Source organism: Mycolicibacterium hippocampi, assembly GCF_010723735.1.
Classification (GTDB): Bacteria; Actinomycetota; Actinomycetes; order Mycobacteriales; family Mycobacteriaceae; genus Mycobacterium; species Mycobacterium hippocampi.
In genome coordinates, this window is sequence record NZ_BLLB01000002.1 from 799,291 (window position 1) to 812,932 (window position 13,642).

Below are 13,642 nucleotides of genomic sequence, written 5' to 3' on the forward strand. Positions count from 1 at the left end.
GTGAGGGTCAAGCAGAAAGCTTTCCCCGGGCTGTCGACCCTCAGTGAACGCGGACGATGATCTCGGAGTGACCGAGCCGGATGACGTCACCGTCGGCCAGCTGCCACTCCTGTACCGGCGCATTGTTCACCGTGGTGCCGTTGGTGGAGTTGAGGTCTGACAATAGCGCGACCTGTCCGTCCCAGCGGATCTCCAGATGCCTGCGGGACACACCGGTGTCGGGCAGCCGGAACTGTGCGTCCTGACCCCGCCCGATCACGTTGGCGCCTTCGCGCAGCTGGTAGGTGCGGCCGCTGCCGTCGTCGAGCTGCAAGGTGACCGCTGCGCCCGCCGAGGGGTAGTCCCCCTGAGGTGCGCCGTAACCGCCGCCGTAACCGGGCGCGCCGTAGCCCTGGTCGCCGTAGCCCTGGTCGGAGTAACCGGCCGGGGGCTCGCCGTAGCGTCCGTAGTCGGGCTGGCCGTAGTCCTGGCGTCCGTAGGCCTGGCCGCCCTGGGAGCCGTAGCCGCCCTGATCCGGGTAGCCGCCCTGGTCGGGGTAGCCGCCCTGGTCGGGGTAGCCGCGTCCCGGAGGCGGATATCCGCCGTCGTCGGGACGGCCCGGCGCGCGGCCGTAGTCGTAGTCATTGGCGGGCGGCCCCGGCGGGGGACCGTACCCGGGCTGCCCACCGGGAGGCGGACCGTAGCCGGGGGGAGGCTGGCGATAACCCTGGTCGGGGTAGCCGCCCTGCGGCGGGCCGTACCCGGCGGGTGGGCGCTGCTCGTAGGACGGAGGCGGGTACCCCTGGTCGGGATAGCCGCCCTGGTCCGGATAACCGCCCTGACCGGGGTAGCCACCCTGGTCCGGGTAGCCGCCACGGGGCGGATAGTTGGGCTCGCCCTGCGGCGGGTATCCGCCCTGTTCAGAGGGGGGATACGGGGGACGTTGTTGATCGTCCGGCTGGTTGTACCGCTCGTCGTAGTATTCGTCTGCCGGCCGACCCTGTCCCTGGCCGGCGCGGTAGCTCGGATTGTCGGTCATCGGTGGTACTCCTGGTTCTGCGTTGGACGAAAGTTCTCGTGGTGGCGCGGGTTCGCCTGTGGTCGAGTCCGGGTTGACCGCACCACGCGCGCGTAACTGTCCGGTGTGCAGGTCGGGCGACTGCTCGAATCTGACGACCACATCACCATACGTTTGCCACCCCTGCTCATGGATGTATCCCTCCAAGTGCTTGGCGAACGTGGTCGAGGTGATGTCCGGGTCGGCGCTCACCTTGCGGTAATCAGGCACACTGAGGGTAATGACGTAGTCGTTCGGGGCCAAAATTCGTCCGCCATGTACTTCTTGTGCACCGCTGTCGGCCTCGCGTCGGAGGAGCGACTCCACCTCGGCCGGGACGATCGAGCCTCCGAATACCCTGGCGAAGGCGTCACCAACCGTCGACTCGAGTTTGCGCTCGAAGCGGTCGACCAAACCCATCGCCCCGATCGCCTCCCTCGCTGATGTGCGGCATCCTGTTCGCACGATGACACCGCCCGCGTGTCGGCTGGCAGCCATGCTTGCATGCATGGTATCGGCCGTGCCCGGCCTCGCGGGACCACCAGAACTCTGAGAAACGCATCGTGGCAGGTCACAGTGCTGGCGAGGCCGGTTTTGGCAATGGCAGTGGTCTTGCCAGTACGTTTGGAGCGAGGGCCAGGGTGCGTGATAGGCTCCCTCGGTCATTCGGGCGAGTGGCGGAATGGCAGACGCGCTGGCTTCAGGTGCCAGTGTCCTTCGGGACGTGGGGGTTCAAGTCCCCCTTCGCCCACCACGAGCGGTTCTTCGAACTGCGAGGCATGAGGTCACGAACTCATTCGGGTTCGTGACCTTTGTGTTTCGAGGGTGGGGTCGCCGACATAGGTCGTTTTGTACAGGGGCGGGACTGATCGCTCGGAATCCCTTTTCGGGAATGGCTGGCCTCGGTAGTGCGCCGATGCTTGTAAGTCGGCCAAGTATCGCTGCTGTTGCAACAATGGGCATGATCTGGACAGCGGGGCAAGGTCACTCGCCCACACGCTGACGCTCGCTATGCCCAACCGCGGCAGTGTCGGCACCGCGATGCGCGATGTGTTGACCGCCAACATCCAAAAGGAGCACTTTTAGCGTCAACGTCACCGAGGCCGCGTTGGGCTGGTCCATGCTGGCCTCGCTCCACCCCTTTGGCCGAGGGCACCAGCGGCAGTTCGCCGCGAACGATCTTTGAGTTACCCCTCGCGCGGTCCGAGGAACGGTTCGTGACGCCGCACCATCTGACTAAGGGGGAGGCGGTCCCGGTATGGGCCTTGCTGCAAGTGCTGACGTTTGGGGACCCTTCGCCCAAGACGCGGTAGGCGCATGGGCAGCTGACTTTGTAAGAGTTCGTGCTCAGCCAGCAGGCGTTCTTCCTCGGTTACCCCGGCCTCTAGGGCGCCATCGACGATGTGCTTGGCGGTCACCATCCACTGACGGTTGTATCGACTAACGACAAAGCACGTGCCGGCCGTCGTATCACCGACACTCTGAGCGACCGCAGCCAACACTGAACAGGAACTAGCGCCATCAAACTGCGGAATCTTGTGCGTTAGCCGGCGGCGGCCCGACCCGGCTCCACAGCGTCAGGAGTTGGTTGACGTCTCGCCATCAACACCGAAGGGAATCAGCTTTTCGCACAACCACAACAGGCTTGATTCGTCGACGGTCGAGGCGAGTCCTCGCATGCACTCTCCGACGGGCGTTTCACCCCGAAGGTCGCCACACCGGCGAGCTGCGCGTCAGGCTCGTAATCGACCGGCCGGTCGAAGACGACCGCTGAAAAGACACCAATCCAGTTTCTGATGAACCCCAGGCCTGAACGTGTAGCGCGGACCTTGTCCTCATCTGGCCAGTGAGGTTCGCCGTTGTCGCTGAGGAAGATGTCGACGTGGCTCACCCGGCCCTCGGAGGGCAACGGCACGATTCCCTTCATTGCCTCGGGCCTTGACCAGTTTGAGCCGCCCGCTGCAGGTGCTCCGGTCATGTAGGCGTCGCGCCCGATGCTGAATCGAACTATGTGCTGGGCGTTTTCGCCGATGTCGCGGCCCGCGAAGAAATGCGGCAGCTCGGTGGTGTCGGATAGCCAACGTGCCCCGGAGGCTACTACTCTCGCTGCGCGGTCAGCGTTGGTGCGTTCGAGGTCGAATCGAAAGTGCTCTTTACCGCGATGCTGTGGCCGGGGACCGGCCCGTGCATGCTCACCTTCATCGCTTGCACCGCCGGATTCATGGACTTGATGTAGAACGACGTCGTCGTCCACTCGATCAACCAGTGCCACCCGTCGATGGCGTTGCCGTCGTTGGTTGCCGTCATGAACTCGATGGAGATGTGCTCGTCCAGACCCGGATAGGAACCGTCCTCGGTCATGCCCCGCTCCCTATTGCAATGAACTGTGGCGTCGCCCAGCATTACATCGCACGCAGTTCGAGCACTCAGTTCCGTTTACCAGTATCGTTTCCCACACGGCCGTGCTCGATATAGCCGTCATGTCAGCGCTCAATGAAAGCATCTCGGTCATGACGGTCACGATCCCCACCGGGCAGCCGAACAACCGGTTCATGCGCTTCGTGCGAGCGCCGATCCGGGACGACGAGAAGCTGCCGCCGTTGTTTGCGCTGCGGCCCGCGACGCGGCCTCTGCGTCTCGGCATTGACACGACGACCCTGCCGGCGCCGCCAGGCGGCTACCTGTCCACCTACTTCGGACGCGACGAGATCATGTTCGAACTCCTGGTGCCGGCAGGCGTTGACGTGCCCGACGGCTGGAAGGCAGCAATCCACGGGTCGCTGGTGCATGAGATCGGCTTCACGACGGTCGACAAGGCGGGTAAGGAACTCGACACCCGTTCCTTCTGGACCAAGACTGAGTCCGAACGGGTGTCGTCGAGCACACGATCCCACTTCTTCGACATCTTCCAGCAGCTCGATGCTCAGACCGCACCAGCTGGCGCCGAGCCAATCTCGCTCGCGGACCGCCACCATGCCGCCGCTTACGCAGCCGCCGCAGCCGAGTTAGGTATCGACCTGATCGTGACAGGTGGATCGACGGCAAGCAGAAGCGATGTCGCCGACAACGACGTGGTCGCAAGCGTGAGCCCGGGGGACGCCGTCGCCGTGATTGGACACTACCTACGGATGACCCACAACCCGATAGTCGAGGTTCAACGCGGAAGGCTAGTCGGGGGTGGTACGTGGGAGCGGACCGAGTCGACGTCCACGATCGCCAACTTCTACGACTGGGGCGTGACCTCGGAGATGGCCTACTTCGACGTGTTTCCCGAACTTGCTCTGCGCCAGGGCGACTTCGACACAGTCAGCGCGCTCAGGTCGGTAAGGGTACGGCTGGCACGCGCCGCCCGTGCGCTCGATGAGATGCTCGCCGCGTTGTCGAATCGGCACGACCGCAGGCGCGGTGCCGATGTGGTCGAGGCTGCCGCTGAGGCTTTTGACCGCGAATTGCTATACCTTGCTGCCGCATTCGACATCTACGGGCGACGCTTCCCGCTGCTGATCGACCCCAGTCGGGACGCCTCCCGGTTCCGCTTCTCCCTCGACGGGCGTGGGTACGTGAATGACCACCTTGTTCGGGAGTACGACGCTGCGATGCTCGGTGACGTCACACGACTGCACGGCTACGCGGGCGTGTGCAAGGTCCTGCGCAACCACATCCACGATGGCATTCTCCCGGTCGATCAACACCCGGGGCGGCAGTACGGGAACTCGATGAACGTCGCTCTGAACCTCGACGCGATGCCCGAATTGCTGCCGGGCGCGAACAACGGCATGGTTCAGGAGCACTACGACGCTCTCGGCGTATGGCACGCAGATGCTGCTGAGGTCTTCGGCAGTCCGGTGATGGTTGCCGACCTCGCGACTGCGGGTCACACGCTGATGGGAGCCGGGCTGGCGCTCATCGAAGCGTTTACGAAGCTCATTCTGCGCAACCGCCCGCTGACGGCAACCAACCACAGCCCGCTGCTGGGCTGTGTTCAAGCCCAACCCGGCGAGACGGAGCCGCCGCCTCCAGAGCGCGCCGCGTTCCACAGCGCCTTATTCGGGTGGCATTCGCCCTAGTTGGGCAGCAGAGACTCTCCGTCCGCGCGGGAGCAATACACGGTCGCGCGGAAACGCCGATCATCTTGGCGTGTCAGTGGCATTGATGCCCTTCTCCCGCAGGCTGCGGGCCTTCGCGGCGGCGGCGTCGGGCGTCGACCTTGCGAGGACGGCCCCCTTGCGCCCGGCGGTAGCCTGGCTAGAGGCGGGCGCGCACATCAAGGCTGTCGCCGCTGCTTGGTAATTCGTCGATCGCGGCGACCGGTGACGTGTACGGCAGGTTGAGTCGTTGCGGTCCCGGGATACGCAGCTCCGGGGTGGGGGCACCGAAATCATCTGGTTCAGCAACGACGTAACGACACGCAGCACAACACGCTAAGCGGTGTCGGAGGCCAGTCGTACACTGTGTGCTTCGAAAGTGTGTGCGAGCGCAGAAGTGGTGGGGAGAGGCAGGCTATGACCGCCACGAATGGGCCTACCGGTCCGACGAATCAGGTGCATGGGGTCGCCCCTGTGGCTTGGTTGCTCTGCCGTCCTACAAATTCGATGTTGCTCGATGATGCGGCTCTAGGGGTGGTTAGCCGGGAGGTACTGGGCGCGTGGACAGTTTTGGGCCTCTCGCCGTCTGCCACAGGCAGTTGTTCATCGAAAGGAGGTGATCGCGGTGGTGAACAAGAAGCAGACGGGGTCTGCAGCAGCGAAAGCAGCGTCGAAGGTTCTCAGGGACAAGCGCTCCGGCAAGGCCTCGAAGGCAGCCGCTGGATCGGCGCTGTCCCAGACGCCGAAGAGCACTCGCAAGAAGAGGTAGACACCTAGGGGATTCGGTTAGATCGCTCAGCCAGAGCGCTGGGGCCAGGAGACATTGTTGACTGCCAATTTGCCGCAAGGCAGGGAACACCCCACGGGTGTGCCCTGCGTCGGCGATGTCTTCTGGCTTGACACCAGTGCTTGTTACGGTGACGACATCAAACCCACGCGTCCGGCAGTCGTACTGCGACCGGCCATATTTGGGATCTTGCCAGAAGTGCTTGTGCTGGTCCGAACGAGTGCGGAGGAGTTTCCCTCTGAGTATGTGAAGCATGATCGGGATCCAACAATCGGGCTCGACCGAGATGGCATCTTCCCAAAGAATTATCAGCGCCGCGTCGACCAACGGTTCTTCGCGATGCCGATGTACGCCAGTTACCAGGGAACGTTGGGAGACCCCCACTTGACTCAGCTACTGAGGATGGTGGGGTTACTGTGAACGTGCTGGAGTCCTTGATGGCAGGGCATGGGCTTGGCGATGACGGCGCCCTCATGCTGTATTCCACAATGCGCAAAGTCGCAATGACCTATAACTTCCCCCCGCCCGATGGGTTCTCGTCTTGGGACGACGACGCCACCGCAACCAGCGCCCACGACTTTCTTACCGGCCCAAGAGCGACTGAGCGCCTTGTGCAATTGGCAATCTTGGCGACCGACGACACGTCATTTGAGCGGCTTCTCTATACGGCTGTCCACAACTTCATGCGAGATCAGGGGCGTCGCACCGTGGTCGGCTCTGTCATACGTCGACTCAAGAATGTGATTGGTCAATCTGACCTGTTCGTCGTGTCTGGCGAACAAGTGCATCTCGCGAATGGGGCCGACCAACCGTTTGGAGGCGATGAGGCGACGCTTGTGCGCGCTGCGCTGAAGATCGACGCACCAACGCGGCGGTGGCGGCCCAATGCCCAGCGGCAGGGTCCGCTCGCCAGCCGCGACGACATGATCGCAATGGCCCGGGCGGTGCTCGTTGCTGCTGACGGGAGCCTCACCTTTGCGATGCTGTCACAGGTCATAGCACGTCGATACGATCTGGATACGCTGCCGGCCATCGTCGATGTGCCCGCCTTACCCGATCTCAGAAGCAACTCCGAGTACGACCTCATCGACGTTGATGATCAGGTCGCTACGGTCATCGACCAAATGACCGAAGCTGAACGCCTTGTACTACCGCTACTGGACATGAGCTGCCGCGATGCTGCTGAATTACTGCCGTACGGCCATTCAAAGATCGCGAAGACCCAAGCGTCTCTGAGGTCGCTGCTCCAGCAGGTATTGCCCCCGGGTGACGCCGGAGCTTCGGTCCTGCGTGCTGTCTCAGAACGGCTGGCTGGCGAGCGCTGAGAGCGTGTGGACAGATCGGCCTTGTTTCGCCGTCCAATACTTACGTGTTAAACCGGACCCGTAGTAGTAAACCCGGGAGGAGGCGCTAACGGCATGAACGAACCAAAACAGTCTCCCCAAGCCCGAATGCCCGTTGAGCTGCAGCTTGAGACAGTTATCGCTTTGAGAAAGCTGCGCAGTCTTTTCAGCAACGAGATCCCAGACATCGATGTTGGCCAGATATGGCGGGCGGAGTGGGAGAGCGTCACGATACTTGGCGTGACCTTGTCTGTCGAAGACGGTTACACACAGTTCGCTCCTGTAACCGTCGACATTGACTATGCAGACCCGTATACCGTGATTCTTTCCGGCGAACAGAGTCCACTGCCTGTGGCTGTTGCCGTTTTTGCTAGTTTGGCTACCCCTGTCCCTGTTTACGTTCTCGAAGCCAACTTGGGCACACTCTCAAGCGGGGTTATCTCAGAGATCACGTGCGTCTGGCGAGCCAGCGTCACAGGCTCTCCACCTCAATCGATCTATCCGCTGGGTGGTCAGATTGCCGACTTGCTCGAGGTGCGAAGTTTGTATCGACAGGAACTTCTTAGTCAACTGACCTTGCTTGCTGCAGCTGTTCTAGATGGCGACAACGTGACGTTGAACAGCGCAGCGTCCGCGGCGCGGCTGCGGCCGTCGCTGGTCGCGGAAGTGCTCGGTCTTCCGTTGAGTACCGGGCGTCAAATCGCCGTGGGACGGTATCCGTTGTCGGGTCCCCAAGTCGATCGCCTAGCGGCTTCGTTGGGGTGTGAGGTCGAAGACCTAGCCCTGACGACAGTCACCGTACCGCGGCCCCTTTTGGAAGCGCTGTACTCACCCCGCCGATTCTCTGTAGTACGAAATATCGCAAGCGCAAACGGGGTGAGCTACGCGAATGCCGTTGCGTACCTACCGTCTGCTGCGGCCGCTCGTACGCAGCACGCTGAACGGCGCCCCGAGGATTCGCAACAGTATTGGGAAGACATGCTAGATGCGTTAGTCGTAAGCGGTGGGAATGCCGAGAAGTAGTCGGAGCGCGGGCTATATCAAGACGCTGGCGCGGGGTCTCCTCACCAGAGCGGATAGCATTGAACCCGGGCTGACTGAACGACTCCGGTTAGACCTGCTGTCTGCAGTGTCGGATCGCTCGGACGTCATGGTGGTTTACGACGACAGCCTGTGCCGGTCGGATTGTTCGATAGCAGCGGCGTACCTGAGACATTATGTTCCCCCGAGAATCGCACTTGGCCGAGCGATGAGCCGTGGGCGGCAGCTCTTTAGCGTGGCGCATGAGTTTGGTCATCACCTCCTTGACCAGGATCCCGTGCTCGCAGACCACCTGTTTGATGAGGCCGACGGGGGTGTCCGACTTGAAGAAGATATATGCGACGCGTTCGCAGCGATGCTTCTTGTCTCTGATCAGGCCACAGACCTCGCACTAGGCAGTGAGGGCCTAACCTCCCGCGCCGTCATCCATTTGTTCAACTCTACGAATGCAAGCCGGGAAGCGGCTGCCGTTGCCATGGCGCAACGCATCCAATCTGAAGGCTACGTCCCAATCCTTCGACACGAACGAGGTGAAGACGGCGACGTCGATCTGGTCGCTCAGTTCTGTGCGAGATCAGGTGCGGCACTGCCGATCACAAGGATGGCCGTGCAAGACGCTAGCCTCCTGCGACAAGCTTCACGAGCTGGCCGTGCGAGGGGGTATGCACGGCTTCGTTTCCCATCAGGTGCTTACACGGATGAGTACCACGCCGACGTGACTCGCGATGGTGAGTACTTATTTGCGGTACTCGTAGCCGATTTGCCTCCTTGGGGAGGTCTTTCAGTTCGGTCCTCAACTCCTGGCGGTTATGACAGCGCATGGTGCGAGCACTGCAGCGTCGAGTTCCGTCCGGCCTCCTCGACGTGTACCGGTTGCGGCGACCACCAATGCCCGCAATGTAGACGCTGTGGGTGCCCAGCCGCAGCCGCGCCATCTGCGCGAATCTGTCGGCAATGCTTCACCGAGGCACCCGGTAAAACCTTCGTAGGAGATCGTTGCGCTGAATGTGCAGACGACGCCTGACCGCCAAGTTGGCGTTGAAGACGCTGGTGCCGTACCCACAGAGGGCACAGGAAACGGTCCTGAGATCCCCTAGCAGGCATAAAGCATCGGCTATTCGTTACGTTGTCTTTGCCTGAAGGTAGCGGTACGCGGTAGCCCGAGCGACGCCGAACGCAGCGGCGAGTTCCCCGACAGGTTCTCCGGTGGCCGCGAGTCGGCGGAGTTGTTCTTGTCGATCAACAGTCAGTTTGGGCGGTTTCGTAGCTGGTAGTCGCCGTGACCGGCGGGATTCTCGAGATGCTGCACGCCGCTCGCGGCCCAATTCGAGTTCTAACTCAGCCAAGGTGGCCATGATCACGGCGACGTCTCGCCCGGTTGAAGTGGCCGTGTCAATTCCTTCCCTCAAGGCGCGCAGAATGATTCGTCGCTCGCCGAGATCAGCGATGGTTCTAGTAACTTCGGCAACGGAGCGGCCGAGCCGGTCGATCGCAGTGACGACCACGGTGTCGCCAGCGCGGGCGTAGTCGAGCATGGCAACCAACCCGGGCCGGTGCGTCTTGGCCGATCCAGAGAGCTTGTCGGTGAACACCCGACTCGGCTCCACACCAGCGGCATTGAGCGCAGCGAGTTGAGCGTCGAGGTCCTGACCGAGGCTACTGACCCGTGCGTAACCGATGATTGCCGTCATGCCGCGATTGTCTCAATGCTGACCGACAGTCGGGATGTGAGACACGCGGGTGATACAAGATATGAGACATAGCGACCTGGCGCTATGCGGTGGGGAAACGTTGTCCTTCGGTGTATCTCGTTTCTCTAGATCTGCGACTACCAATTCCCGAAATGTGACTTGGACGCTGTTGTCCGTGTGTTGGGCTCTGCCTACCGTGGGCTCGTTATCGTGGCGTCCCAACGACTGGGGGATCTCTTGGGCTCGGCTGAGGGTGGGTTCAAGAACGCGGCGGCACGGCAGCACTACTTGGAGGTGTATGCCAGGGTCCGGGCGCTGAGTCTGTGCCCAGATGTGGTGCACGACATCGAGACCGAGTTCGGGACCGTTCGGGTATATCAACATGGCCCCCGCGCCGGTGAGCCCATCGTTTTGGTGCATGGGTTCTTTCTGACTTCGGCTATGTGGTGGGAGCAAGTTGCCGGGTTGACCGGCGATTTCACCGTCTACGCGATAGACATGCTGGGCCAGCCTGGGGCAAGCACGCAGACGAAGAAGATGTCCACTACCGCCGATGCGGCGCGCTGCATCGCAGCGGTACTGGAGACGTTGAACCTGAGCAATGTGCATCTGGTGGGCCACTCCTATGGAGGGTGGCTAGCCACTTATACGGCGGCGGAAGCACCCCATCGGATGGCGACTCTGACTCTGGTCGACCCGGCCCACACGGTGGGCCGCCTCTCCGGGCGGTTCTGGTGGACCCTTGCACTCCTGCTGTCGCGTCCACGCTCGGCCCGAGCGCAACGCGCAGCGGCAAGGGTGCTGGGCGACTCAACAGCCGGAAGCCCCGTCGATGCGCTCACCAGCCTGTTTGTTGCCGGTTTCGTGTCCTTTGCGGCACCGTTGAACACACCGCCGCTACGGATGGCTCGCGATCGCGTGCTGCGATCTCTGGACCTCCCCGTTCAAGTTCTGCTGGCGAGCAACACTATTCACAACTCGGCTAAAGCGATACGGCGACTCGCGTCGGTAGTCCCGAAGTGGCAACACCACTTGTTGCCCAACACCTCTCACGCGCTGTTCGCCGAGCGTCCCGGCGAGGTCAATGAGTGCATCCGGCAGTTTGTGGTTACGCATCGTCGCGGCGCTTCCTAGTCGGTGCCCGGCGCAGCTGCGTTCCTTTGGGAGGAGGGCGTTCGCCGTCACTTCAGCGACTTCGTACACCACGCACTCGCCCAGCCCCGCACCGCAATCGAGAAGGATCTGAGCCGTCTACGTACTCTACAAATGACAACGCGACGGGTGAAATTTGGCGATGGCGTCGATGACTGCGGCTCCCATGGCAGGGCTGCCGATGTGACCGGAGTCCTCGATGATCCTTAGGTCGGCGTCCGGCCACGCCTGAGCGAGTTCCCATGCGGTGATCAGCGGGCATGACAGGTCGAGACGTCCGTGGATCAGAACTCCAGGGATTCCTCTGAGGCGGTGCGCATCTCGCAGTAGCTGACCGTCCTCAAGCCACGCGTGATGGGCGAAGTAGTGCGTACAGATCCGCACAAACGCCAGCTTCGCCGCGTCGGGCTTTGCACCGTACTGACCGGGACTACCGAGGCTTTCGTGGGAGATGACGGCGTCCTCCCATGCGCACCAGTCGTGTGCGGCTTGCTCCCGTACGGCGATGTTTGGGTTCTCCATGAGCTGTCGGTAGGCCGCGATGAGGTTGCCGTCGCGGTCGCGGTCGGGTACCCCCGCGCGGAACCGTCCCCATTCGGCCGGGAAGAGCAGACGCGCCCCGCTGTACAGCCAGTCGATCTCGAGGGGGCGGGTCATGGTCACTCCGACCAGGACGATGCCCATCACCCGGTCGGGGTGGCGTTGGGCGTAGGCCAGGATCAGCGTCGACGCCCAGGAACCGCCATAGAGTAGCCACCGGTCGATGCCCAGGTACTCACGCAAGGTTTCCATGTCGGCGAGTAGGTGTTCGGTGGTGTTGTGCGCCATGTTCGTTGTCGGGTCGCTGGCGTGGGGCTTGCTGTCACCGCATCCGCGCTGGTCGAACAGCACGACCTGGAACGCCTCGGGGTCGAACCCCTTATGGGCGCCATGCGGCCTACCCGATCCCGGGCCGCCGTGCACGACCAGCGCCGGTCGACCATTGGAGTTGCCCCTGGTCTCCCAATAGACGAGGTTGCCGTCACCCACGTCGAGCAGCCCATGCTCATAGATCTGCGGCTCGGGAAACGGTCGGTCACCAGACATAACCAGCCACGCTACCGGCGGCCCAATGCACCGAAGCTGTGAAGAATCGAGACAGGAGGTGATCGGCCTCAATGGCTGGGGCATAAACTGCCTCCCGGTTGTGCTCTCAGCGGCGACGCGCGTAGCCAACGCGGGCCGTCGAAAACGGCACCGATAGTTCACGCCCAGAACCGCCATCTTGGCGTGGGTATACCCAACAGCGTCAGGTGAACTGACTACTAGCTGCAGCAGGCCCAGCACGGATAGGAACGGCGCCGAAAGTTAGCCACCCCGTGGCACCACTGTGAACGATGCATACCCTGTCGCCGAAGCGCCGCCGCCGATAGGCGACACCGACACGGTGATGTCGTAGGTACCCAGTTCCATGATCTTGAGGTCGGGGCTAACCCGACCACTGCAGTCGCCACTTCGGCGCTCCTGAGGATAGTTTCCAGGCCCCGTGATGACGGCCTCTACGTTGCACTCGCCCCTTATCTCGCCGTTCGCGCCCTGGGAAGACCAGCGAAAAGTCATGTACGGCGGATTAATACTCGAAGGAAAGCTTGGCTGCATTTCGAAGACGTCGCCGCGCTTCTGCAGCAGGCCGTTCCCAGTAGACGCCGTCACGTAAACGTCGTTGATGCCGAGGGCCTGTGCCGGCGGACTGTCAGGGGGCGGCTCGTCGGTGGTCGTCGGGACTCCCTGAATCGACGATGCAGTAGACGATACAGTAGGAGTCGGCGTGATTGTGTCGGTCAGCTGGTACGAAGCGGTCGGCGTCGGCGTTAATGAACTAACTGAGCTTGTCGTCCCGCCCTCGCCGTGACTAACCCCACGTGGAAACCACCACGCTAGGAACGCAATCAATACGCCAACCGCAGTGACGCCGACACCGATTATTGTCCACCGCTCGGCCGTGCTCATGTCTCCCCCGCTCACGGCCCGATTCTGACACACACTGTCCCTCTTGTTTCGCCGCTCACCCGAGAGATAGGTGGCCGGACGAGCGCGTCTCTGCCCGTCGCATTGCCCGGCGATTGATGCAGTCGCCGGTGAAACCGATCTCGCAGGTGACACCGCGACGTTTGTCGCGAACCGAACAGGCGGTCACGAATCCGCAGTTCCGGGGCGCCTTGCGGCGGCAATCGCGAACCTCGGTCGAGGAATGCATGCGCTATTTGGATACAGAACCTCGCTGGAAGGCTAACTCTTCGCCCGCGCATTCACTGACGGGAAGCATTGGCGCGTGCTCTCCGGGTCCCGATCCTGCCGACGAACTTCCAGTGGCACGTCGGTATCGAGGTCAACTTCATCGGCAAGCAGGAGCGCGCCCTCGACCCCGGCCAATTTTCTCATCAGCTCGGAGCGTGGACAGGCAAGCCCACCACTAACGTCCTATCACCCGACTAGAACTTCGTTGACGCCGTGCTGCGACACCTCGA

The 13,642-nt window shown here is 62.3% G+C and carries 12 protein-coding genes and 1 tRNA gene; 7 read left to right on the forward strand and 6 right to left on the reverse strand.

The window, feature by feature from the left end; genetic code table 11:
• Positions 1-40 precede the first annotated feature (40 nt).
• Entirely contained in the window at positions 41-1,456 is a 1,416-nt protein-coding gene (locus G6N53_RS04895) for an FHA domain-containing protein (RefSeq protein WP_163887485.1), read from the reverse strand.
• A gap of 248 nt (positions 1,457-1,704) precedes the next feature.
• On the opposite strand from G6N53_RS04895, the gene G6N53_RS04900 reads away from it, so the two are divergent.
• Positions 1,705-1,790, forward strand: a tRNA-Leu gene (locus G6N53_RS04900).
• A gap of 864 nt (positions 1,791-2,654) precedes the next feature.
• Here G6N53_RS04900 and G6N53_RS04905 read toward each other — a convergent pair.
• Together G6N53_RS04905 and G6N53_RS04910 are read right to left on the reverse strand one after the other, a co-directional pair.
• On the reverse strand, positions 2,655-2,963 hold the full coding sequence (locus G6N53_RS04905; protein ID WP_163887486.1) for a hypothetical protein: 309 nt from the start codon (positions 2,961-2,963) through the stop codon (positions 2,655-2,657).
• 170 nt (positions 2,964-3,133) lie between these two features.
• The gene (locus G6N53_RS04910) at positions 3,134-3,397 is read right to left on the reverse strand and encodes a hypothetical protein (protein WP_163887487.1); all 264 of its coding nucleotides are present in this window, start codon (positions 3,395-3,397) and stop codon (positions 3,134-3,136) included.
• Between the two features lie 149 nt (positions 3,398-3,546).
• Between G6N53_RS04910 and G6N53_RS04915 the strand changes: the two genes are divergently transcribed.
• The 4 genes from G6N53_RS04915 to G6N53_RS30580 all read left to right on the forward strand — a co-directional run bounded on the left by G6N53_RS04915 (position 3,547) and on the right by G6N53_RS30580 (position 9,316).
• A complete protein-coding gene (locus G6N53_RS04915; RefSeq protein WP_205390291.1) occupies positions 3,547-5,103 on the forward strand; it encodes a hypothetical protein in 1,557 nt (518 codons plus the stop codon).
• 1,221 nt (positions 5,104-6,324) lie between these two features.
• The gene (locus tag G6N53_RS04920) at positions 6,325-7,233 is read left to right on the forward strand and encodes a hypothetical protein (protein ID WP_163887488.1); all 909 of its coding nucleotides are present in this window, start codon (positions 6,325-6,327) and stop codon (positions 7,231-7,233) included.
• Positions 7,234-7,326: 93 nt separating this feature from the next.
• Positions 7,327-8,274, forward strand: a complete 948-nt coding sequence (locus G6N53_RS04925; RefSeq protein WP_163887489.1) for a hypothetical protein — start codon at positions 7,327-7,329, stop codon at positions 8,272-8,274.
• A gap of 127 nt (positions 8,275-8,401) precedes the next feature.
• On the forward strand, positions 8,402-9,316 hold the full coding sequence (locus tag G6N53_RS30580) for an ImmA/IrrE family metallo-endopeptidase (RefSeq protein ID WP_353961947.1): 915 nt from the start codon (positions 8,402-8,404) through the stop codon (positions 9,314-9,316).
• A gap of 97 nt (positions 9,317-9,413) precedes the next feature.
• Here G6N53_RS30580 and G6N53_RS04935 read toward each other — a convergent pair whose 3' ends face one another.
• A complete protein-coding gene (locus G6N53_RS04935; protein WP_163887491.1) occupies positions 9,414-9,983 on the reverse strand; it encodes a recombinase family protein in 570 nt (189 codons plus the stop codon).
• Between the two features lie 336 nt (positions 9,984-10,319).
• Here G6N53_RS04935 and G6N53_RS04940 point away from each other — a divergent pair, with 336 nt between their 5' ends.
• Positions 10,320-11,117, forward strand: coding sequence for an alpha/beta fold hydrolase (locus G6N53_RS04940; protein WP_237166410.1), 798 nt, complete (start codon positions 10,320-10,322; stop codon positions 11,115-11,117).
• Positions 11,118-11,243: 126 nt separating this feature from the next.
• Here the strand turns inward: G6N53_RS04940 and pip are convergent, their stop codons facing one another.
• Positions 11,244-12,221, reverse strand: coding sequence for a prolyl aminopeptidase (gene pip / locus G6N53_RS04945; RefSeq protein ID WP_163887492.1), 978 nt, complete (start codon positions 12,219-12,221; stop codon positions 11,244-11,246).
• A gap of 261 nt (positions 12,222-12,482) precedes the next feature.
• A complete protein-coding gene (locus G6N53_RS04950) occupies positions 12,483-13,124 on the reverse strand; it encodes a hypothetical protein (RefSeq protein ID WP_163887493.1) in 642 nt (213 codons plus the stop codon).
• Positions 13,125-13,439: 315 nt separating this feature from the next.
• On the opposite strand from G6N53_RS04950, the gene G6N53_RS04955 reads away from it, so the two are divergent.
• A complete protein-coding gene (locus G6N53_RS04955; protein WP_163887494.1) occupies positions 13,440-13,610 on the forward strand; it encodes a hypothetical protein in 171 nt (56 codons plus the stop codon).
• Positions 13,611-13,642: the final 32 nt, after the last annotated feature.